Annotated in this window: 18 protein-coding genes; all 18 read right to left on the reverse strand. The window is 36.6% G+C overall.

What is annotated here, in order from left to right; genetic code table 11:
• Positions 1–267 precede the first annotated feature (267 nt).
• The 18 genes from AQ616_RS01735 to AQ616_RS01820 all read right to left on the reverse strand — a co-directional run bounded on the left by AQ616_RS01735 (position 268) and on the right by AQ616_RS01820 (position 20,658).
• On the reverse strand, positions 268–1,806 hold the full coding sequence (locus AQ616_RS01735; protein ID WP_069684871.1) for an arylsulfatase: 1,539 nt from the start codon (positions 1,804–1,806) through the stop codon (positions 268–270).
• A gap of 25 nt (positions 1,807–1,831) precedes the next feature.
• A complete protein-coding gene (locus AQ616_RS01740; RefSeq protein WP_084822413.1) occupies positions 1,832–3,601 on the reverse strand; it encodes a glycoside hydrolase family 2 protein in 1,770 nt (589 codons plus the stop codon).
• Positions 3,602–3,617: 16 nt separating this feature from the next.
• Entirely contained in the window at positions 3,618–4,475 is an 858-nt protein-coding gene (locus AQ616_RS01745) for a carbohydrate ABC transporter permease (RefSeq protein WP_069684872.1), read from the reverse strand.
• A gap of 1 nt (position 4,476) precedes the next feature.
• Positions 4,477–5,352 (reverse strand): carbohydrate ABC transporter permease, encoded by an 876-nt coding sequence (locus AQ616_RS01750; RefSeq protein WP_017798491.1) that lies wholly within the window; start codon positions 5,350–5,352, stop codon positions 4,477–4,479.
• A 21-nt stretch (positions 5,353–5,373) separates the two neighbouring features.
• Positions 5,374–6,681 (reverse strand): extracellular solute-binding protein, encoded by a 1,308-nt coding sequence (locus tag AQ616_RS01755; protein ID WP_017798492.1) that lies wholly within the window; start codon positions 6,679–6,681, stop codon positions 5,374–5,376.
• 229 nt (positions 6,682–6,910) lie between these two features.
• The gene (locus tag AQ616_RS01760; protein ID WP_069684873.1) at positions 6,911–7,831 is read right to left on the reverse strand and encodes an ArsR/SmtB family transcription factor; all 921 of its coding nucleotides are present in this window, start codon (positions 7,829–7,831) and stop codon (positions 6,911–6,913) included.
• Positions 7,832–8,096: 265 nt separating this feature from the next.
• A complete protein-coding gene (locus AQ616_RS01765; RefSeq protein WP_017798494.1) occupies positions 8,097–9,611 on the reverse strand; it encodes a tripartite tricarboxylate transporter permease in 1,515 nt (504 codons plus the stop codon).
• 22 nt (positions 9,612–9,633) lie between these two features.
• Complete coding sequence (locus AQ616_RS01770; protein WP_017798495.1) at positions 9,634–10,092, reverse strand: tripartite tricarboxylate transporter TctB family protein; 459 nt, start codon at positions 10,090–10,092, stop codon at positions 9,634–9,636.
• Positions 10,093–10,104: 12 nt separating this feature from the next.
• Positions 10,105–11,112 carry a tripartite tricarboxylate transporter substrate binding protein gene (locus AQ616_RS01775; RefSeq protein WP_069684874.1) on the reverse strand — a complete coding sequence of 336 codons (1,008 nt, stop codon included), beginning with the start codon at positions 11,110–11,112 and terminating at the stop codon, positions 10,105–10,107.
• 272 nt (positions 11,113–11,384) lie between these two features.
• Positions 11,385–12,053 carry a response regulator gene (locus AQ616_RS01780; protein WP_069684875.1) on the reverse strand — a complete coding sequence of 223 codons (669 nt, stop codon included), beginning with the start codon at positions 12,051–12,053 and terminating at the stop codon, positions 11,385–11,387.
• Positions 12,050–13,636, reverse strand: coding sequence for an ATP-binding protein (locus tag AQ616_RS01785; RefSeq protein WP_069684876.1), 1,587 nt, complete (start codon positions 13,634–13,636; stop codon positions 12,050–12,052). Before AQ616_RS01785 ends, AQ616_RS01780 begins: the two co-directional genes overlap by 4 nt.
• A 93-nt stretch (positions 13,637–13,729) precedes the next feature.
• The gene (locus tag AQ616_RS01790) at positions 13,730–14,140 is read right to left on the reverse strand and encodes a PH domain-containing protein (protein WP_069684877.1); all 411 of its coding nucleotides are present in this window, start codon (positions 14,138–14,140) and stop codon (positions 13,730–13,732) included.
• Positions 14,141–14,402: 262 nt separating this feature from the next.
• The gene (locus AQ616_RS01795) at positions 14,403–15,173 is read right to left on the reverse strand and encodes a sugar phosphate isomerase/epimerase family protein (protein ID WP_069684878.1); all 771 of its coding nucleotides are present in this window, start codon (positions 15,171–15,173) and stop codon (positions 14,403–14,405) included.
• A gap of 17 nt (positions 15,174–15,190) precedes the next feature.
• The gene (locus tag AQ616_RS01800; protein ID WP_017798501.1) at positions 15,191–16,015 is read right to left on the reverse strand and encodes a carbohydrate ABC transporter permease; all 825 of its coding nucleotides are present in this window, start codon (positions 16,013–16,015) and stop codon (positions 15,191–15,193) included.
• The gene (locus AQ616_RS01805) at positions 16,012–16,902 is read right to left on the reverse strand and encodes a carbohydrate ABC transporter permease (protein ID WP_017798502.1); all 891 of its coding nucleotides are present in this window, start codon (positions 16,900–16,902) and stop codon (positions 16,012–16,014) included. The genes AQ616_RS01800 and AQ616_RS01805 overlap by 4 nt, the downstream gene beginning before the upstream one ends.
• Position 16,903: 1 nt before the next feature.
• Positions 16,904–18,226: an ABC transporter substrate-binding protein gene (locus AQ616_RS01810; RefSeq protein ID WP_069684879.1), complete on the reverse strand. Its 1,323-nt coding sequence runs from the start codon at positions 18,224–18,226 to the stop codon at positions 16,904–16,906.
• Between the two features lies 1 nt (position 18,227).
• On the reverse strand, positions 18,228–20,030 hold the full coding sequence (locus AQ616_RS01815; RefSeq protein WP_069684880.1) for a DUF2264 domain-containing protein: 1,803 nt from the start codon (positions 20,028–20,030) through the stop codon (positions 18,228–18,230).
• Positions 20,014–20,658, reverse strand: coding sequence for a DUF624 domain-containing protein (locus tag AQ616_RS01820; protein ID WP_084822416.1), 645 nt, complete (start codon positions 20,656–20,658; stop codon positions 20,014–20,016). Before AQ616_RS01820 ends, AQ616_RS01815 begins: the two co-directional genes overlap by 17 nt.
• Between the last annotated feature and the right edge of the window lie 118 nt (positions 20,659–20,776).

Here is a 20,776-nt window from a genome sequence, read left to right on the forward strand (position 1 = left end):
CTCTCCTATCATCGCTAAGTTAATCAAAGGGTGTCTGTATAAAGATAGTTTGAGGTTAGGTGATTTAAAATTTGAAATAATATGAAGTCCAAAAAAGAATCGTTAGTCTATGTAATGGTTGCTCCATTTCCCAATTTGTTTCCGTTTATCCCTTATGAAACACACTATACAAATGTATTCCTCTGAAAAGTAATTATGCAAAAAAAGACCCATAATTCTAGGACATCCCCCCGGGAACTATGGTCTCATGTAGTGATTCCCTCCTTATTATGTTTTTCTTTTTGGGTATACATCTGTTCTGTCAGCCCAGTCTTCCCAAATGTTAATCATTTCTTTTACCAACTCGGGATAGTGATCTTTGATGTTATTCATTTCTGTTCGGTCGTTATCGATGTCATATAATTCCCAGTCCATTTCCCTTACTTTGGACAATTTCCATTTTCCTTTTCTAACGCCACAATGATGTTCATGTTCAAAACAAAAAGTACGTTCTGCTACATTTTCTCCTTCAAAGGCAGGCACTAAGCTTTCTCCTTCCATTGGTAGGATTTGATTACCGTTATATTGACTTGGATACGGTGCACCAGTGATATCTACCAATGTTGCCATAATATCAATAAAATGACCTGGTCGATGGTCAACTTGACCTTCTTTTAATACCTTAGTAGGCCAATGCGCAATTAATGGAGTGCTAATTCCTCCTTCATGACTATAATGCTTATATAGTTGAAGTGGCGTACTGCTCGCATTTGCCCAGCCAGAACCGTAACTATGATACGAATCTGGGCCGCCCATTTGATTCAAATCTTCTTTCCGGTGTAGGAAATTAGATGTCGTAATCCAATTATCAAATCCCCATGGATCCCATTCGGCACATGCACCATTATCTGAACAAAATAAAATAAGTGTGTTTTCCATTTCATTATTGCTCTCTAACTCTTTCAAGACTCTACCAATATTTTGATCCATACGGTCAATCATTCCTGCATAAATCGCCATGCGCTTCGTTAAATCTTGTTGTCTGTCGGGGTCAATCGAATCCCATGCTGGATTGACACCTTGAATGTCCCGATCACGATTCCAATATTTCGCACGTGGTGACAGTTCTGTATCCTTTGATACAATGCCTAGCTTTTTCATTCTTTCTAAGCGTTCTTTTCGTATATGATCCCAACCGACTTGATATACTTTTTCATATTTTTCTATTTCTTCTTTCGGCGCTTGCAATGGAAAATGCGGTGCATTATACGATAAATATAAAAAGTATGGTTCACCCTCTGCTTTAGCATCTTCCATAAAGTCTAATGCATAGTCTGTAATAGCGTCTGTGGCATAAAAATCTCCGTTGTTATAACGCTTTTCTGGTCGTCCTTTTGGAAGTCGAGAATAATCCGACTGGTCCCAAAAACTTGTGAAACCACCAAGCAGCCCATAAAACTCGTCAAACCCGCGTTCTGTAGGCCCAATCTCTCCTACATGCCATTTCCCAGACAAATACGTACGATAGCCTACTTGCTTCACTACCTCTGCCAATGTCACGCATTGATTTTTTAAAAACCCGCGATATCCCGGTGTCTCCTGATCTTCCGTCATCTCTCCGACACCTGCTTGATGAGGATACAATCCACTTAAAATAGACGCTCGGCTTGGGCAACAACGAGCAGAATTATAGAATTGTGTAAAGCGTAATCCATTCTCTGCTAATCGATCTAGATTCGGCGTATGAATCTCACTACCAAATGAACCTAAATCAGAGAAACCTAAGTCATCGGCAAGTATTAGAATAATATTCGGCCGTTTTGTCATTCAATTACCTCCAACCTTATTGCTTTTATCGATCATTCACTTCTTTTATTTTCTCTAAATCTATTTTTGGCTCTCTATTTTCTTTCAACAGACCATTAACTTCTTGCTGCACATCGGTTGTTTGTGTATAACAGTAGCCACTTACGTACGGTAATTTCTTAATGGCATCTGTAATATTTTGAAAACGCTCCAAGAACGCTTCTTTTGTAGATACTTGGTTCCCATATCCCCATCCGTTTTCATCTTGAAAAGCAATTCCACCATATTCGGTGATGATTACTGGCTGGCCCTTGTAAAAGTAGCCCTGTGCAAAAGCATACTTGCCGTTATTATGCGGGATTTTATTTTGTAAAATGGTCTCTTTATCTTTGTATCTATCATAGAAAATTTCACCTACTTCTTCGTAATCATGTAATGCGATGATATCAGAGATTGTATGCTCCCAACCGTCATTCACGATTACTGGGCGTTCATCATCAAGACTTTTTGTTAAATAATAGATTGCTTCGGTAAACGTTTGTTGTTTCTTATCGGTAAGAATATGTGGCACGCCCCACGATTCATTGAATGGCACCCATGTAATAATCGAAGGGTGATTATAATGTTGTTTCACAATCTCTTGCCATTCTCTTGTAAAATTCTCCACAGCTTCATCAGAAAACTCATATGTTGCTGCCATCTCTGACCAAACAAGTAATCCTTTTTTATCACACCAATAAAGGAATCGTTCATCTTCTACTTTTTGGTGTTTACGTACACCGTTATATCCCATTGCTAATGTCTTTTCAATATCTTCAATTATCGCTTCATCCGATGGTGGAGTTAGCATCGTATCCGTCCAATAACCTTGATCCAATAAAAGTTTTTGATAAATCGGGGAATTGTTTAATAATACTTGATCTCCTTTGATTGAAATCTTTCGCATTCCAAAATAAGATTTGACCTCATCAACCAAAGCATCTGCCACATACAATTTAAAAGTCACATCATATAAATGAGGATTTTCCGGCGTCCAATGCATGACTCTCCATTCATGAAGGTTGGAGTCTATCGACACTTCCAGCTGTTCATCCTTTCGATTGGGGTTAATGGAAAACCGTTTTACTGTATCCTCATCGAATCTAATAATTGTTTCAATGCGACACGCTTCAGTTGGCATTCGATTTAACTGATATTGAAAATCTACTGCGTTCGTATCTAATTTCGGTGTCATTTTCACATTATCGATTGATGTCTCCGGAAGAAATTCCAACCAAACTGTTTGCCATATACCTGTTTGTTGCACATACCAACAACCAAAATTATGATCGATCCAACGTTGTTTCCCTCTCGGTTGATAACAGCTCTGACTGTCCTCGACTTTGACTACTACTTCATTATCTGTATCAAGGGTAATTACATCAGATATATCAAATGAAAATGCAGCATACCCCCCAGCATGAGAACCTACAAATACGCCGTTCACCCATACTTTCGTCAAGTAATCAGATGCTTGAAAACGCAGGATGGTCCGCTTATCAGCATGTTCAGTAGGAATTTGAAATGATCGTTGATACCATACATTCGGATGAAATGTCTCTTCACCAATTCCACTTGCTTTTGTCTCATACGTAAACGGAACTTGTATTTCATCTGTAAATGATGGTTTCTTATTCCACTGGCTTTTTTCCCCGATATTATTATCATCGAAGGAGAACTTCCACGTACCGTTTAAATTTATCCATTCACTACGTTGATACTGCGGTCGCGGATATTCTGTGCGTTGATATGTTTTCGTTGTCATTGTCTCTTTCATTATGAACACTCCTCTATTATCCTTTAATTCCTGTAAAGCTGATTCCCTTTACTATTTGTTTTTCAAATATTAGAAATGCAATAATCACCGGTATAGATGCAATTGCATTTGCTGTCATCGGTAATACATAGGCTTGTGAATAGGTAGAATTAAATACTGGTAATCCTACAGGTAAGGTATATAATGTTTCGGAAAGAATTGATAAATATGGCCATAGAAAGTTATTCCAAGACCCAATAAAAGTAAAAATTCCAATTGCCGCAAGAGCAGGTTTTGCTAAAGGAAGCACAATTTTGTAATACAATCTAAAGTAGGAGCAACCATCAATAGTTGCGCTCTCTATCACTTCCTTTGGTATACCATCAAAGAAGCTTTTTAAAATGATAACTCCGAGTGGGGATGCGATCATTGGTAATATTAAACCGGTATAACTATCAATTAGCCCCATGCTTTTCACAATTTCATATAATGGAATAATCGTAGCTTCTCCCGGTATCATGAGACCTAGCAGAAAAAATATAAAAATAAAATTTTTAAATCGAAACTTCATTTGTGAGATCGCAAAAGCCGCAAAGGACGTAATAATAAGGGTAAGAATCGTTGTAATAAAAGCAACAAAGAAGCTATTAAACAACCATCGTAAGATTAAACTATCCATGACAATGTCGATGTAATTTGTAATCGTATATGGCGGTAAAAACCATTCAACCGGATTGGAAGTAGAAAAATTATCAGGTTTAATGGAAACAAATAACATCCATATAATAGGGATAAGAAATAGTAACGACACAATTACGCCTAACAGCACTTTTCCTTTTAGTAACGGATCACGGTTACGCTCCAGCGCTTTATCCCTCTTCACTTTGGTTGCCATATTAATTTCCCTCCGATCGTTGATTTTTCAATTGCACAATAGATAAAATAAGTAAGATAAAGAATAGCGCATACGACATCGTTGCTGCATAGCCTAAGTTATTTTGGGTAAAACCGACTTCGTAAATATACTGAATCAATGGACGGGTAGCTCCACCTGGTCCACCACCGGTAATTAAGAGAATTTGTGCAAATACCTTATAAGAAGCAAGGATTTGCAACAGAATAATGACACGCCCAATAGGAATGAGTTGTGGTAGAGTAATATAACGAAATTGCTCCCATCTCGTAGCACCATCAATTTCACTTGCTTCATAATAAGAATCTGGTATTTCTTGCAAACTAGTAAGGAACAAAATCATATTAAATCCAACCGACCACCATAGAGTGACAAGAACGATACTTATCCAAGCTAATGTCTTGTCTGCCATCCAAAATGGTTCTGCTTGAATACCGAATAGTTGAATAACGTTATTTATTAGACCATTGTATGGTTGCAACATAAAGATAGCTAAGAACGATATAACCGCAACGGATAAGATACTTGGTAAAAAGAACGAACTTCGGAAAAATGTTCTCCACTTTGTATTTAAGTTAGCGAGCAAGGCTAGACCTAAAGCTAATATAACCATGGTTGGTGTTGTTAATAACACAAACAATGTTGTATTCCATAATGTCTGCCAGAAGAACGGGTCATTAAACATTTCTACATAGTTTTGGATTCCTACGAACTCCATCTTTCGAACGAGATTCCAATCATATAAACTCATTTCCAACCCTTTAAAGATAGGTACTATCGTAAACAGCATATATGCAAGAAAAAAAGGTAACAAAAATGGAATCGCTTTCATATCTTTCATCCATGCTCGTTTATTCATTTATTTTTCTCTCCCTTCTCTTTAATCTTCTCCAATCAATTCTTTTACTTCTTTTTCAATTTGTTGAAAAGCAACTTCCGGTGTCACTTCATTACTCCATATTCGATCAAGGTTTCGAAGCATGATATCATTGATTCCTCGATAATAGATGTTTCGGTCAGCAAAATTTACGTAATTCGCAACTTCTGCATAGTCTTCACGATAGGGCATTTCGGTAAATGCTTTGGAATTCACTACAGTATCTTTTGCAGGAATATGACCAGCTTGTGCCCAAATCGCTCCTTTATCTGTAGCAAAATCCATAAATGCAACCGCGCCTAATTGCACATCCGGATCAATTTCTTCATAAGAAGGTAAGACAAATGTATGAGAACCGCCCCACGCTCCTTTTTCTCCAAATATGGTAGGTATCGGCATTGCTGTAAATTCTAAATCCTCAGTCCCTTCCCAAATTCCTGTAGACCAAACGCCTGTGGCAATGGTCGCTGCTCTTTCGGACTGAAAATCAGTATAAAAATCAGCAAGATTTAATGGAATGACTTCATCTTCATACCAAAATTTATGCATATATGCTGCAGCTTCAATCGCCTTTTCGGTATCTAGTACATATTTCGGGTTGTTTAAATCATCCGATACGATATTTTCACCACCTAGTTGCGTGTAAAAAGTCCACCAATGACGATAACTGTCCATTCCAACAGTAGAGAAAGCGAAGGGGAATTGATTTTCTGGCAGTTCTTCTTTTAGCGTCCCAAAAAAGTCCCTGTATCCATCTGGTGTTTCTTCCATTTTGATTGTTCCATCCCCATTGATTAATCCAGCCCCATCGAGTGCTTTGTTATTCACATACATAATGTGCGGATGGGTATCTATCGGTATCGCATAATGATCATTATCAAAAACTGTTTGTTCCAAAATATTGGGATTAAACTCAGTCCAATCCACTCCTGCTTCTGTTGCATAGTGATCAATTGGTTGTAATATTCCTAAATTAACAAGTTCTGGTAACGTATGAGAGTGAGAAATTGCAATATCTGGACCTTTACCAGCACCTAGACTTGTAATTAATTTTGTATAGTATTCATCATAGTCTTGTTGGATGTTATTAATAAAGTACTTATCTTGGCTTTGGTTAAACTCGTCAACGATTGTTTGCATAAACTCCGCATCCCCGCCAGCAAATAAGTTCCACATCTTAATCTCTATGGCACCTTCTGGTACATCAGCACTTTTTCCTCGAACAAGACGATCTACACTAGAACATCCCGTTGTAGTCAATATAGCGAATACCAAGATAAAACTAATCACGACGAAATTTTTCTTCTGCATGCAACACTCCTCCTTTTATTTATTACATAAAATGTGTATATATTCTGATTTTCTGTTTATTAAATAAAATAATACGCTTACATTTCTGAAAAGTCAATAAACATTTTGAGCTAGTTCAGAATAAAAGCACACGCGCCCGTTTAGAAACGTAGCGAGTGCACCCCTCGACAGTGGGTCGAACTCTTACCTAATAAAAAAAGATCCATTCTAAAGAATGAATCTTAAAAATCTATGAGAAATCAACAGATAATTTAATATCCTGATCATAATCTCCAAACCCTTTTCCAAACAAGTTAATCCCACCTTTATGTAGGGCACCTTCCTTGATACCTACTTTTACAGTTATATAGCTTTGTTTAGAAATATCTAACTGGCCGATGGTACAACCTGATAATCGAACATCATCAATAAAAGTTGATTCATTTGTTACTTTCCAGGTTTTCAAGCTTCCGTATTGTGTACTGGTTGTTTCTGCCCAGAAATTAGGGTTTAACTTTCCAGGACGATCACCATAGTCTCCAGGACTTGTCCATGTACCAATGTCCATATCATTTATCCATACCGTAATATCAGATGGCCAATTGTGATCATGGTTCGGTGCTTCCGAACATATTTCCATTGATAACTTCACATTTGTTATCTCTGCATCACGAGGGATAACAATTGGAAACGTATACTCGAAGTACCCCTTTCTGGTCCATATTAATTGTGCCTTCGAACGTTCTGGACTATAGAAATGCACCGGCTCATCCTCTGGTATAAGAAACTTTTCGTGATTGACCATTCCACACGTTGGGGCAACCTGAAAGTCGGTATACTGCCCTATTGGCATTTCTAATGTATAATTTTTTTGTTTTGATGTATAATCCTTTTGGTTGAGTTCAATATGTATATCATCAAAGTTTCTAGAGCATACTTTCATTGCTCCTCTTGTCGCTGGGCGTAACTCTGTGTGAATAAGTGATGCCTCTTCAAGTACTTTCACATGAGAAGCAGTCGTAGACACAGGAATATTTAAGGTTTCTGCCATCTGATGGATATTCATATTTCCTTCATTTAACAAATTTATTATTTGTAACCGTACATCAGATCCTAACGCATGTGCTACTCTCTTCAATGTTTCTGGATCTTTAATTGAAAGCTCTAACACTCTAACAACCCCTCTATTTCATTAATAATTACATATTTATTGTAAATATACAGATTTTTTATTTATTTATCTCTATATTACTATAATTTCTAGAATAAATGAATCTATATATAAATTTAAAAATGAGATTCTTTTCTATAAAAAAGCAATCCCCCTACTGATTAGGGTAGATTGCTCGTAAGACTCATTCTTACTCGAGTACATTTGATTTATCCCGGAATATCACTCAACGTTCTTTAGACTTCACAAGCACAGAATATTTATCTTAATTAATATTCTCCATCTGTTCTTCTTCCTCTTCCGCTTTTTTACGGCGTACTTGATCTCGCCATGCAGGTACGACTAAAGCAATAATCATAATCACGAACAATGTCACTGCAAGTGGGCTGGTATAGAATATACTCCACGATCCACCAGAGATCGTTAGCGACTGACGAAGTGCTTGTTCCATCATTCCACCGAGAATAAAAGCCAAAATAAAAGGTGCTGCTGGAAAAGCGAAGACACGCATAAAGTAACCTAAGATACCAAATAAAACAAGTAGGTATAAATCAAATGTGCTAAAGCTCACCGCGTATACCCCGATTAAACTCGAGATAATCACTAACGATATAAGTAGTGGCCTCGGAACTTTCAAAATCTTCACAAAATAAGGTATCAACGGAAGATTTAAGACTAATAGAAAGATATTTCCGATGTACATACTTGCGATGACACCCCAAAAGATTCCAGGATTTTCCGTCATTAATAATGGTCCTGGCTGAACACCTAAGACAAGGAATGCTCCTAGCATAACTGCTGTTGTACCTGAACCCGGAATACCTAAGCTCAGCAACGGAACGAAAGCACCACTGGTTGCAGCATTGTTCGCCGTTTCGGGAGCGGTTAGTCCTTTGACCGAGCCTTTTCCAAATTCTTTTGGATTCTTGGCTATCTTCTTTTCACTTATGTATGCCACAAAAGAAGATATTGTTGCTCCAGCGCCAGGTAACACACCTAGTATAAATCCTAGAAATGATTGCCGCGTTAATGGTCCTTTCATTTCTTTTACATCTTGTTTCGATAGTTTTAAGCTTCCTATATTGGCTAAACCATTCATCTTTTGTTTACGATTCAAAATTAAAAAACATACTTCTGCAAGGGCAAACACCCCAAGTGCAATTACTAGAAAATCAATACCATCTAATAGATTGACACTGCCGAACGTAAAACGACTGGTACCCGTTTGTGAATCAATTCCAATGGTTACTACCATAAACCCTAATACAGCAGAGATAAGAGCTTTAATCGTCGAACCATCCGATAAACTTGCAATTGCCGTTAAACCAAGCAACATAAGTGCAAAATATTCAGGAGGACCGAAGATAATTGCCACACTTGCAAGCATGGGTGCAAAAAGCATTAATAAGATAACACTAACGGTACCTCCAATAAATGAAGCAATTGCTGAAATCGCTAGCGCTTTACCAGCTTTTCCTTGCTGTGCCATTGGATATCCATCAAAGGACGCCGCCACTGTCCCTGCAACCCCAGGAGCATTTAACAAAATCGAAGAAGTAGAACCTCCGTACATGGAACCGTAGTATACACCTGCCATCATTACCAACGCTATGGTTGAATCCATTCCGTAAGTTACAGGAATCATAATCGCGATTGCACTAATTGGTCCTAGTCCTGGGATCATCCCAATAATGGTTCCAATTAATACCCCTAAAAATACAAACATAATTGCTTCTAAACTGAAAGCTACTTGGAAACCTTGTAAAATACCATCAAACATTTATCGTCTCACTCCCTTCTTTTTAAAATGGCAGAAATCCTGCTGGTAATCGAATTGCTAATGCATAATTAAACAAACTATACGCCCCGATAGAAAATAATAATGCAGTTAGAATTAACACCGTCCAGTTTTTATATCCTAAAAATCGTGAACTTACGATAATGAACACCGATGTCATAATTACAAAACCAATCACTTCTAAAATGGTGATATATAATAGAATCATTGCTAATACACCTAAGAGCATAAATACTTCTTTTTTTGGTATCACACGATTTTTCTTCTGATCTTCCGTATCTGTATCTTTCGCAAAGAAAAAGAAAATAGCTAATAATAATAATGCATATCCTAATAACTTCGGTACTAGATCTGAATCTACAGGTACAAAAATATACGCTGGTAGTTGATAGGCCATAATTAGATACCCAACCGAGATGATAATCAGCACCAAAGAAATGCCTCTATTTACCGATAACTTCATATACATCCTCCTCTATTCATCGATAAAACCAAGATCGTTCAGTATCTTCTCTAATTCGACATATTGCTCATCTAAAAAGACTTGGAATTCTTCACTATTCATAAATTGTTCGTCCCAACCATACATATCTCGAACCTCCGCAAATGCTTCTGATTCAGAGACTTTCTGGAATGCTTGTTCATAATAGTCAAGTTGTTCTTCTGTCATATCCGGAGGACCAAACATCCCTCTCCAAACGATAAATTCTGCATCAATACCTTGTTCTTTTGCTGTTGGAAGAGTTTCTAAAAATTCGTCACCTTCAATTCTCTCTGGTGCGGTTATCCCTAGAATTTTCATCTTTCCTGCGCGTGCTTGATCGGCAGCATCCATCACACCTGTTGAAATAACGTCCACGCTACCATTTAAAACCGAAGTCATTCCTCCACCATCTTGGTCGGAGACATAGCGTATCTTCGTAATATCCACACCCGCTTTATCTGCGAACATCATAAACTGAATGTGATCCATACTGCCGGGAGAAGATACACCTACTACGGTTACACTCTCTGGATCTTCACGCATATCTGCAAACAATTCATCTAATGTATCCCATTTTGCATCTTCACGAACGGCAAATGCGCCATAGTCTGCGATTAAATTCGCAATTGGAGTAAAGTCTTCATAACCATATGGGGATTGCCCATTTAAATACACAAAATGTAATGGCGGAGAACTGACAAAGATGTTATGTGGATCGTTTCGTTTATGTATGTACGACCATGCTACTGCTCCCCCACCACCAGGTTTATTGACAACCCCAAAACTTTCATCTGTTATTTTCTCTTCATCAACTGTTCTTGCTAACATTCGTGCCGTTGTATCCCATCCTCCACCAGCAGCTGCTGGAGCAATAATTTCAATAGAACGGTCGGGCACCCACTCTCCCTGGTCGTTCACTGATCCACTTTGGACAGGCAGCGAGCACCCAGCAAGTAAAATAAGCGGTAAAATAAAAAATGACACTGACCTTTTTAACAATGTAAGTGCCTCCTTTTTTTGTTATTTTCTCATTTTACTTACAATTTTTGATTTTGTAACCGTTTACAAAATAATGTTCATTAAATCTCTTTTATTCATTTTGTTCATTTTGTTCATCAGTCTTTTACACTTTCGATAAAAACAGCATTAAAAATAGGCGTTTTCCATGAGCACAGAATTGACTTCAATATACTTGAAATAATCTACCAAGTAGTTACTCGTCTCGTACCGCTGGAATCGCCTATATTTCTTCTATATAGTTATATTGATTTTCACTCAGTAACATATTTGCGTTCTGGTCGACCAACAATCCCGTATTCTAATTCTGCTTTAGCTTCTCCCACAGATATTAAGTATTCCAAGTACCTTCTTGCGGTAGTCCGAGAAACGCCAATATCTTTTCCTACTTGATCTGCTGTCATACCATTGGATTGTTTCTGCAATACTCCTTTTACCTTCTTAAGTGTGAGTTCATCAATTCCTTTTGGATATTCTTGTTTTTCCATATTTTCTTGTTGAAATTGAAAGAGCTGATCTGCCAGGTGTTGTGTAAATTCTCCTTGCGACTGAATGAACTGATGATTTTTCACAGCTTTTTTTATTGATTCTGCTAGCCGATCTAGCGCAATAGGTTTTATTAAATAATCGATCACACCAGATAGGTAAGCTTTCTTCAACATTTCCATATCCGTTGCTGCGGTAATCAATATAATCTGTAGTGATGCATTTTCTTGTTTGTATGCTTCAATCATATTAATACCAAGCTCATCTGGCAAATACACATCCAATAATAATAAATCAAAACTGCCTTCTTTCAACTTAGATAATGTTTCATAAGCATTTGCGGCTCTGTCAATATAATGTATATCTTGAAACTTCTCCAAGTATTGACAATGAATATCCGCAACCCGGTAATCATCCTCTGCAACAAGAACATTCATGATTCCGCTCCCCCTTTTTTCGGAATATACACAATAAATACGGTTCCTTTTGGTTCGTTTGCTGTTATTTCTAAGAAGCCTTTTAATTCTATTAAAGCTGCTTGAACAAGGGATAACCCATACCCATGATTCTGCCCATCTTTAGTGGAATAACCTTGTTTCATAATTTTATCGTAATCATTTGTTTTAATTCCCGTCCCATTATCAGCAACCTCAATTACTAAATCATTGCCTATATCCGTAAGAAAAATATCTATCTCTGGATTCACTGTATTTACAACGGCATCAAAAGCATTATCTATAATATTACCAATAATTGTTACCAGTTGTGCTGTCATCTGCTCTGGCCATTGATAGTTTATATAACTATCTTCATTAATGGTGAATTCTATTTTTTTCTCTGAAGCTTTCGATAATTTACCGATTAAGATTGCTTGGATGGTAGAATCCGTAATTTGTTCAAATAATACCTTCTCATAACTCTGTTGTTTTCCCACCTCTTCATGAATAAATTGCTTCGCTTTATCCGTATGTCCCAACTGTAACCAACCTGAAATTACATAGAGCTTATTGGTATATTCATGTGTCTGTGCTCGTAAATCTTGCGAATACTGCCGGACCTCAGATAAGGTGTGAATAATTTCTTGTAAATCCGATCTTACTTGAAAACTAGCAACCTTACCTCCATAATCCCCATTATCATCTATAAGTTTATAGCGTACTAATAATACAGTTTGGTTAATCGTTGTTTCAAAAGAACCCTCTCGATGTTCTTTGGTTAAGACATACGCTAGCTCCGTATTAGGTAGTACTTCTTGAATTGGTTTGCCAATAACATCATCGTGTATATGTAACATTTCCTTCGCAGAGTAATTGACCAACGTTATATGACCACGTTGATCAGTGGCAATTAATCCTTCTTTTATTGATTCTAAGATCGCTCCACGTTCTTTATAAATACGAGCGATTTGATAAGGTTCTAAACCAAACGTATCTTTACGAATACTTTTGGCTAATAAAAAGCTTCCTGCAACACCAATAATAAATATTAACGATAACCAAACTAAAAATCCGATAAGACCTTGCTGAAATAAAGAATCTACATAAGAAATCATATAGCCTACCGATACAATTCCAATGATATCTCCATCACTATTGTGAATAGGCGATTTTCCACGAACAGATGCACCTAAGCTTCCATTTGCAATAGATACATAGTTTTCCCCGTCCACCAAGGCTTGTTCGTTATCTCCCCCCACCATATTCATACCGACTTTATCGGGATCAGGATGCGTATACCGAACTGAATTATGATCACCTATCACAATAAATTCTGCACCAGATTGTTCCCGTATCCGCTCAATAAATGGTTGGAGTACATCTGCATCCAATTCTTGATCAATGACATGTTGTACTTCTGGAATTTCCGATACTGCAATAGCAGTAGTCAGTGCTTGTTGACCAATTAATTGTCTTGTCTGATCTCGTTCATATGAAATATATAGAACCATCACCAGCAGCATGATGACGGTTACAAGAACGCAACCAAGAACAAGAAACTTTCTCTCTAACGACCATTTCATCTCCCCTGTCCTCCCATACAAACAGTATAGCGACTATAGGGAAAAAAGGTAAGAGGATACGAATAAATTGGGGTAGAGCATATTTTTCTCAAGTTATGTATTGACCTGTATATCAGGATTGTTTTTTTCTAATTCTTTCATAAGCCGCTGCATATCTCTTGGGGAAATCTGAGTTACTTTATAGTTACCGTACATAATCTCAACACGGTGGATGGATAGACAAGGCCCAACAAATAGATTCTTTGTATTCCGAATAGATTTAATCTCGTTGATATCAATCGACTGCTTTATCGGTCCAAAAGATATCCGGAGCGTATCATTATCGATTTTGTATCTCGTGTTGAACCAGATAGATCCCAATAAATAAATCATTACCCCCATTAGAGTGATTCCTAATATATCAAGATCAACAAACAAGCATTGGTATAAAATCCAGATGAACAAAATAATAAAAGCCCAAATCATAACGCCTATCCATATATCTTTTCTTGACGCAAAGACCATTTATATTACCTCCTTCCTAACATTCATACGCAGGCTAACTTCATTCAGTTTCATCTGAAAAAATTATCAAAATAAAAAGCTAACCTAGGATAAACTAAATTAGCTTTTTACATCATATTATTACCTGACTAATTTTGATTAGATTTTTAATACTTCACATCAAAGTTCGTGAATCCCGAGTCTTCTTCCAATTCATAAACTTGCATATCTTGAACTCTGGCAAAATTTAGTAGGCCTTGTTCTACTTCTTGTAAGAAGAAACCTATGTTTTTATCTTCGCATAGACAAGCTTCTTTAACACCTCTGCATCTTCATAGAATTGATTCACATCATCTCTATTAACAAACTCTAAATAAGCATAAGTGGGTGTATTAGTTGATGGTTCAAGTATATGAAAATAGTTTAACCACGTTGAGTAACCCTGTTCTAGAGGGTATCGTTGATATTTATCCCATTGAAAAACATGGATATTACTTATATAACCGCTTAACTGTTTTAATGCAGATACATTAGCTGCTTGTGATTTTATCCAGAGGGGCTGCCAATAGCAGTATAAGTTTGACCTACTTACTTCTTCGAAAAATTGAATGGCTGTTATTTTATCTTCTGTTACGGTCTTTTCATGTAATTCTAGATGGACGCTTTTATTATGTTCTTGTGCCAAATCACATAGCATTTGCGTTTCTTGAACGTATTGCTTCCAATCAGAGGGTGTAATATTTCGTGGGCTCTTATTTCCACCCCAAATTCGTATTTGGTGCGCATCAATTCGATCTGCAATTTGAATACATGATTTAAAGTAATCTAACGAACTATCGTTCAACCGGTAATAGGTACCCAGTGATGGTGTTTCAATCCCGTAATATCTGCATTTTTCTTTGATGGATTGTATATATGTTGCACTTTTTTGTAAAGTTAAATGGACATCCGTCCCCCATTCAATGGCTTCCAGGCCAGATGTTGCCACCAGATGAATAACCTCTTCTGGAGATAGGTTTCTGAATGTAACCGAGCATAGTCCAGTTTTTAACATGTATTAACACCTGCCTTTTATTCTTTAATCGCACCACCAAGAATACCTGCTACAAAATACCGTTGCATAAATAAAAAGATAATAAAAATTGGAATAACCGAAATGGTTGCACCAAGCATTAGCTGGCCATAATCAATGGTATCTTGATTTGCTATTGTAGCCAAGGCTACAGGGAGTGTGTACATATCTTTTGTTATTAAAGACACTAACGGCCAGAGAAAATTATTCCATTGAAAGGTAAATAAAAAGATACTTACAGCTGCTAGAGCCGGAATCATAGTCGGTAATGCAATTCTAACAAAAATAAAGATTTCGCCCGCCCCATCAATGCGTGCAGATTCTAGTAGGGAATCTGGAATGGACTTCATATTCTGCATAATTAGAAATATAGCAAATGGATACGTCAGCTGTGGGAGAATAACAGCAATATGTGTATTAAGCAATCCAAAATTAGCAAATAAATTAAATTGGGGTATAACAAGTGCTTGATAAGGAATCATCATCGATAAAATAAACATTGCAAATATAATTTTTTTACCTTTAAAATGATACTTAGCAAAAGCAAACCCTGCAGCAGCACTTACAATGCCAGCTATAATCGTATAGGTAATCGTTATGATTGATGAATTAAGCAATGCTTTCCAGATGTCTACGGAACCCATCAAATTCTTCAAATTCTCTGCAATAAAATCCCCTGGTAAAAACTTCGGTGGATAAGATAGTATTTCATCTGTTGCGTTAGTAGATCCAATTACCATCCAATAAAAAGGGGCCACTGTAAACACTACCCCCACCAATAATAGGGCATAAATAATTAGTTTATTCATTAAAGAAGATTTCAATTTTTATCCCCTCCTAATTTAAATTGGAGATAAGTTAGTATAGCAATGAATCCCACCAATACATAGGCAATGGCAGATGCATATTCAAAATCAAAAAACTGAAATCCATTTTCATATAAATACATAGTTATAGTTGTCGTTGCGTTAACTGGACCCCCATTGGTTAGAATATAAGGCTCATCAAATAATTGAAAAGAACCAATTGTAGACATGATCAAGCAGAATAATAATACAGGTCGTAATTGAGGTATCGTAATCGAAAAGAATTGACGAATTTTAGTTGCCCCATCAATACTAGCAGCCTCATATAAGTCTTTCGAAATAGACTGTAAACCAGCAAGAATAATTACCATGTTATAGCCTGCCCATCTCCAAGTTCCTTGTAGAATAATGGATACCTTTGCCCAAAAGGGGGTGTTTAACCATCCGATTGAGTCGATACCTACTAATCCCAATAAGAAATTAATTAGTCCATTATCCTGATTCAGTAATAATAAAAATATAACGGATGCCCCAACTAGTGAGGTAACAGCGGGAGTAAAATAAGTTAACCGAAAAAAGTTCTCTAGTTTAATTAACCCCGAATTTAATAAGGTCGCTGTAAGTAATCCTAAGATAATAACCGATGGGGTTTGAATAACCCCAATGATTAAGGTGTTTTTCATCGCTTCGTAAAACAAAGGATCTTGAAACAGGCGAAGGTAATTATCAAATCCTACAAAGCTTGATTGGCCTGCTTCTGACTTTTGAAAACTAAGAAGCAAAGAACTCACAATAGGGTAAGCAATAAACAACGAAAAAAACAGAACTGCTGGTGCTAATAGAACGAGGGGTGCATGATTCTTTCCAACATCTAAACGATGAATACCCATGTTGGTTTTTTCCATATTAATCCTCCTCGCTTGATTCTCGCCCTGTGCTGGACTGTAGTTTTTTTAATACCGATTGCCAAGCTTCCTCAGGACTCTTATTTTGCAACATCATAGAAGCTAATTCATCTGAATAGGTAATGTTCGCACGTAAATAATCCGAAGTATAATTTACTTTTGGTACCTCTTCGGAAATCTCGGCAAATAACTGCAGCACCTTTTGATTTCCAAAGTACGCGTTCCCTTCCTTAAAGATTTCTTCCTCATATAAAGGGGTATAAGCAGGGAACATAAAATAGTTTTCAACTAAGCTAGTTAAACTTTCCAAGTCAGTAGTAGCAAACTTAATGAATTCATAAGCTATTCTTTGATTATCAGAAGCTTTAGGTATGACAAAATTCGATCCGCCATCTGCTGCTGCATGTGTATTGCCTTCTTTAAATTCTGGTAATTTCATTACTCGCCAATTCCCTTTTGAATTTGTTACCTGTTGCATCAAACTTCGTGACCACCAGACTGCGCCGGGTACTGTTGCAACCTGATTATTTTGCAGTGATGCAATTCTTCCATCCCAATTTGTAACATTTGCTGCTATCCCACTATGAAACAATTCGTTCATCAACAGAAATGCTTTCTTCGATTCCTTTGATTCTGTAGTAATTTCTCCGTCTTCATTAAAATAAAAACTTCCTTGTTGTTGCAATAAAATCTTATACAAAGATATATCATCATTTGCCATAAAACCGAGCATATCGATACCCGTTACTTCTTTAATAGTTTTTCCAGCATCAATATAGTCATCCCAAGTCTTTATGCTTTGCGGATCAACATTAGCATCTTCGAAAACATCAATTCGATAGAATAAACCAACAGGTCCAATATCACCTGGCAATCCAATTAAGTTTCCCTCTTCATTTGATAATGCTCCAACTTTTGCTTCAGGCAAGAAATCAGCATATTGATCAAATCCAAACTCTGTTAAATCCACAAAGCTATTAGGGAAGTTGTTATTGTAAATAGGTAATCGTTGTTCTTCCATCTGCACAATATCTGGCAACTGGCTTGATTGGCCTGATGCTAGACCAGTAGTTAATCTTTGATAGACTTGCTCAACTCCTTGATTATTTACATTGATGTTTATGCCTGGATTACGTTCTTCAAAAATAGGAGCTATATCTTCTAGATGTTGAGCCCATCCACCCCATGCCCATACGGTAATTGTTTCTTGTCCTTTTCCGTCTGCAACGTTAGTGGTATTTTCCGCTTTGCTTAGAAAACTTATAATTATTACGGTGAAGATTAATAAAACAATACTAAAAATAGCACCTTTGTATTTCATCATCTCACCCTTCCCTCTGAACAAATGTTTCAGACTCACCCTGTCCCACTCTGAATCCATGACGCTCTTTAAAGAAACGAGGCACATTCTCCAATACAGGAGGTTGAGTACCACCATAAATTGCTGAAACTAATAAGTTATTTCCTTGTACGATATTAGCCTCCAAAGAAGGTAAAAGAATAGGATTAGAAGTAAGAATATTCGTATTTGGCTCTGTAGTTATTACTTTCCCTCCATTATCATAACCATGCAAATTAGTAATAGTGGAATACAAGTTTCCATCCGATACATAAGAACTATTTTCCTCTTCATGTATTTCTGCGTTAGCCCCTTTTAGTACATCCGGTTTTGGGATACTAAATGCACCTTCAATTGCTTGTAATTCTCTAGTTGAATTAATTTCATGAATACGAATATGCCAATTATTAAATGGTATGAGATATGTTCGGATTTGAACGTCATGCCATGGATACCATTCTGAGAAGAGGTAGCTTTCATGTAAGGATATCTGAGCGCATTCTCTCCGAAATCGAAATAGGTCATCATATTCACTTAAAGAAAGCATGGAATCTCCAGCCACTTGTGATCGTAGATAATTGGAATGTGCAATATTAAACCCAAAAAGGTTGGAATACACAAATTTCGCATATTTTTCGGCATTATGCAGATGTTCACTTTTAGAATATTGTCCAGAAGTGTATAAATAGACTTGATCGCTTTCCGGACGGACACTTAACATTCTTGCTTCTTTTAGTAATTTTCTTTCATTTAATAATGGGAGTGGTTCTTCATTCACTTTCCAAAATGTGTGATCCTTTGATAAAGCTGTAATAATCAATGTTTTAAATGCCCAAAAGGAAGAACCCGGGCTATTATATCCTTCTGCCATAATCAGGTTTGGGTACGTATAACCAATCGGTAGAAAATTGTTATATTCAATAATTGGCTGTTTCCTCCACCAGCGCAAATTCCGAAAGATGATCCCTTTAATAACTTCGGTACGAAAAGGTTTTATGTCACAGAATGCAAGTGCACTCCAAAAAGCGGACTGAGCGAATTTATAAGTCATGCTCCTTCCGAAAGGTACTGCATCTCCTTTGGAAGAGAACCAATAAATAAAATCTTTAGCAAATATTAAGGCTCTTTCTTTATAGGCTTCCGATCTTTTTGCATCTTTTTCTTTCATAAAATAGGCATAAAGTAAACTAAAAAAATGAAATCCAAAAGAAACATAATAATCCATTTGATTTGGTGAACCATCTGAATACCATCCATTACCAAGATAAAGGCTTTCTATTACCTGTAATGATTCATTTTGTTTTTCGATATTCAAAGATACGCCGACTTTTTCTAGTCCAATATTGACGATGATTCGAAAAAAATGCCAATTATTATTTGGTAGTTCTATATGGTTAATCTGCAGTAACCAATCGACTAATTGTTCTTGTTGTTTTATAGTTAAATTATCCCAGAGTACAATTTCATTTAAAAGCAGGGCATAGCCTATTACAGCCATTTCTACGGCTCTTTGATCTCTATCGCTCAATACTCCCCAATATTTTGTAGATAACGGGTCAATACCGTCTATAATCTTATTCAAGATGGTTTTATTTATCGGTCTGTTTTCAGAATGAGCAAGTGATGCCTCTCCCCATAACGGCCTAAGTATGGATTCAATTTCAGTGATGCCTTTGCCATAGGCTGTGTCCGTATAGTCGAAAATCAATTGATTTTCATTATGAAGCTTATCTTCCACATGTTTTACATAACTTTGAATGAATTTATTTACATCATTTTTTGTTTGCAAAGCTAATCTCCCCAATACCAGTAGTTATTTGACTTGCATATAGCTTAGTTTTGCTATAACAGACGGTACAAATGAATATTGGAACACTAATTCCAAAAAACAAGGATAATCCTGGAGCTACTAGTAGAAATTGCAACCATAAAATCATAAAAAAAACGATTAATACATTTAGTGGAAAGTAGTAGAATGCTGCTATATAAGATAGTTTGATCATTTGCTTCACTGAAAATGTTTTATTGATAGATTGAAGTAGAGCAAGATGGATAAGCACAAATATAGTTGTGATAAGAACAGTGATACTTCCATAAAAAGTTGCCATTCCGAATAGGTTGGTTATACCAAGCGTTATGTTTATATTCATTATGGCAATAATTCCAAAGAGTAGAGGGATGACGGATGCTAGATTGATTGGTATGAATGCGGATGTAAAAAAATCATAGAACTGTTTAGCGACATCTCGATAAGTAGGCGACGACTGGTTTAGTTCTCTTTGAATAGTCTTTATTGAAGCGGACATAGCAGGAACGAATCCAAATAAAACGCCACCTAAGAAAGTAAAGATGAGGAAGATAATGTTAATAAAGCTAAAAAAAATTAACCACTTTAATAATCCATGAATAGACGTTATAGATACCCCCTTTAACTAAAGCGTTTACATTTGATGTTAATTTTCTAACTTTATTCTGTCTTATCAATTTCAGAAACACATTATTAAAATAAGAAATAAAAGAGTCTATACGTTATAT

Origin of the sequence: Oceanobacillus sp. E9 (assembly GCF_001741975.1) — a bacterium.
Classification (GTDB): Bacteria; Bacillota; Bacilli; order Bacillales; family Amphibacillaceae; genus Oceanobacillus; species Oceanobacillus kimchii.

What these genes read in the sequence shown, in the direction of transcription:
- AQ616_RS01765 (WP_017798494.1), bottom strand. Translation starts at nt 9,611, where the DNA reads ATGTTTGATGGTATTTTACAAGGTTTCCAAGTAGCTTTCAGTTTAGAA.
- AQ616_RS01810 (WP_069684879.1), bottom strand. Translation starts at nt 18,226, where the DNA reads ATGATGAAATACAAAGGTGCTATTTTTAGTATTGTTTTATTAATCTTC.
- AQ616_RS01805 (WP_017798502.1), bottom strand. Translation starts at nt 16,902, where the DNA reads ATGGAAAAAACCAACATGGGTATTCATCGTTTAGATGTTGGAAAGAAT.
- AQ616_RS01770 (WP_017798495.1), bottom strand. Translation starts at nt 10,092, where the DNA reads ATGAAGTTATCGGTAAATAGAGGCATTTCTTTGGTGCTGATTATCATC.
- AQ616_RS01740 (WP_084822413.1), bottom strand. Translation starts at nt 3,601, where the DNA reads ATGAAAGAGACAATGACAACGAAAACATATCAACGCACAGAATATCCG.
- AQ616_RS01780 (WP_069684875.1), bottom strand. Translation starts at nt 12,053, where the DNA reads ATGAATGTTCTTGTTGCAGAGGATGATTACCGGGTTGCGGATATTCAT.
- AQ616_RS01785 (WP_069684876.1), bottom strand. Translation starts at nt 13,636, where the DNA reads ATGAAATGGTCGTTAGAGAGAAAGTTTCTTGTTCTTGGTTGCGTTCTT.
- AQ616_RS01790 (WP_069684877.1), bottom strand. Translation starts at nt 14,140, where the DNA reads ATGGTCTTTGCGTCAAGAAAAGATATATGGATAGGCGTTATGATTTGG.
- AQ616_RS01745 (WP_069684872.1), bottom strand. Translation starts at nt 4,475, where the DNA reads ATGGCAACCAAAGTGAAGAGGGATAAAGCGCTGGAGCGTAACCGTGAT.
- AQ616_RS01795 (WP_069684878.1), bottom strand. Translation starts at nt 15,173, where the DNA reads ATGTTAAAAACTGGACTATGCTCGGTTACATTCAGAAACCTATCTCCA.
- AQ616_RS01750 (WP_017798491.1), bottom strand. Translation starts at nt 5,352, where the DNA reads ATGAATAAACGAGCATGGATGAAAGATATGAAAGCGATTCCATTTTTG.
- AQ616_RS01735 (WP_069684871.1), bottom strand. Translation starts at nt 1,806, where the DNA reads ATGACAAAACGGCCGAATATTATTCTAATACTTGCCGATGACTTAGGT.
- AQ616_RS01755 (WP_017798492.1), bottom strand. Translation starts at nt 6,681, where the DNA reads ATGCAGAAGAAAAATTTCGTCGTGATTAGTTTTATCTTGGTATTCGCT.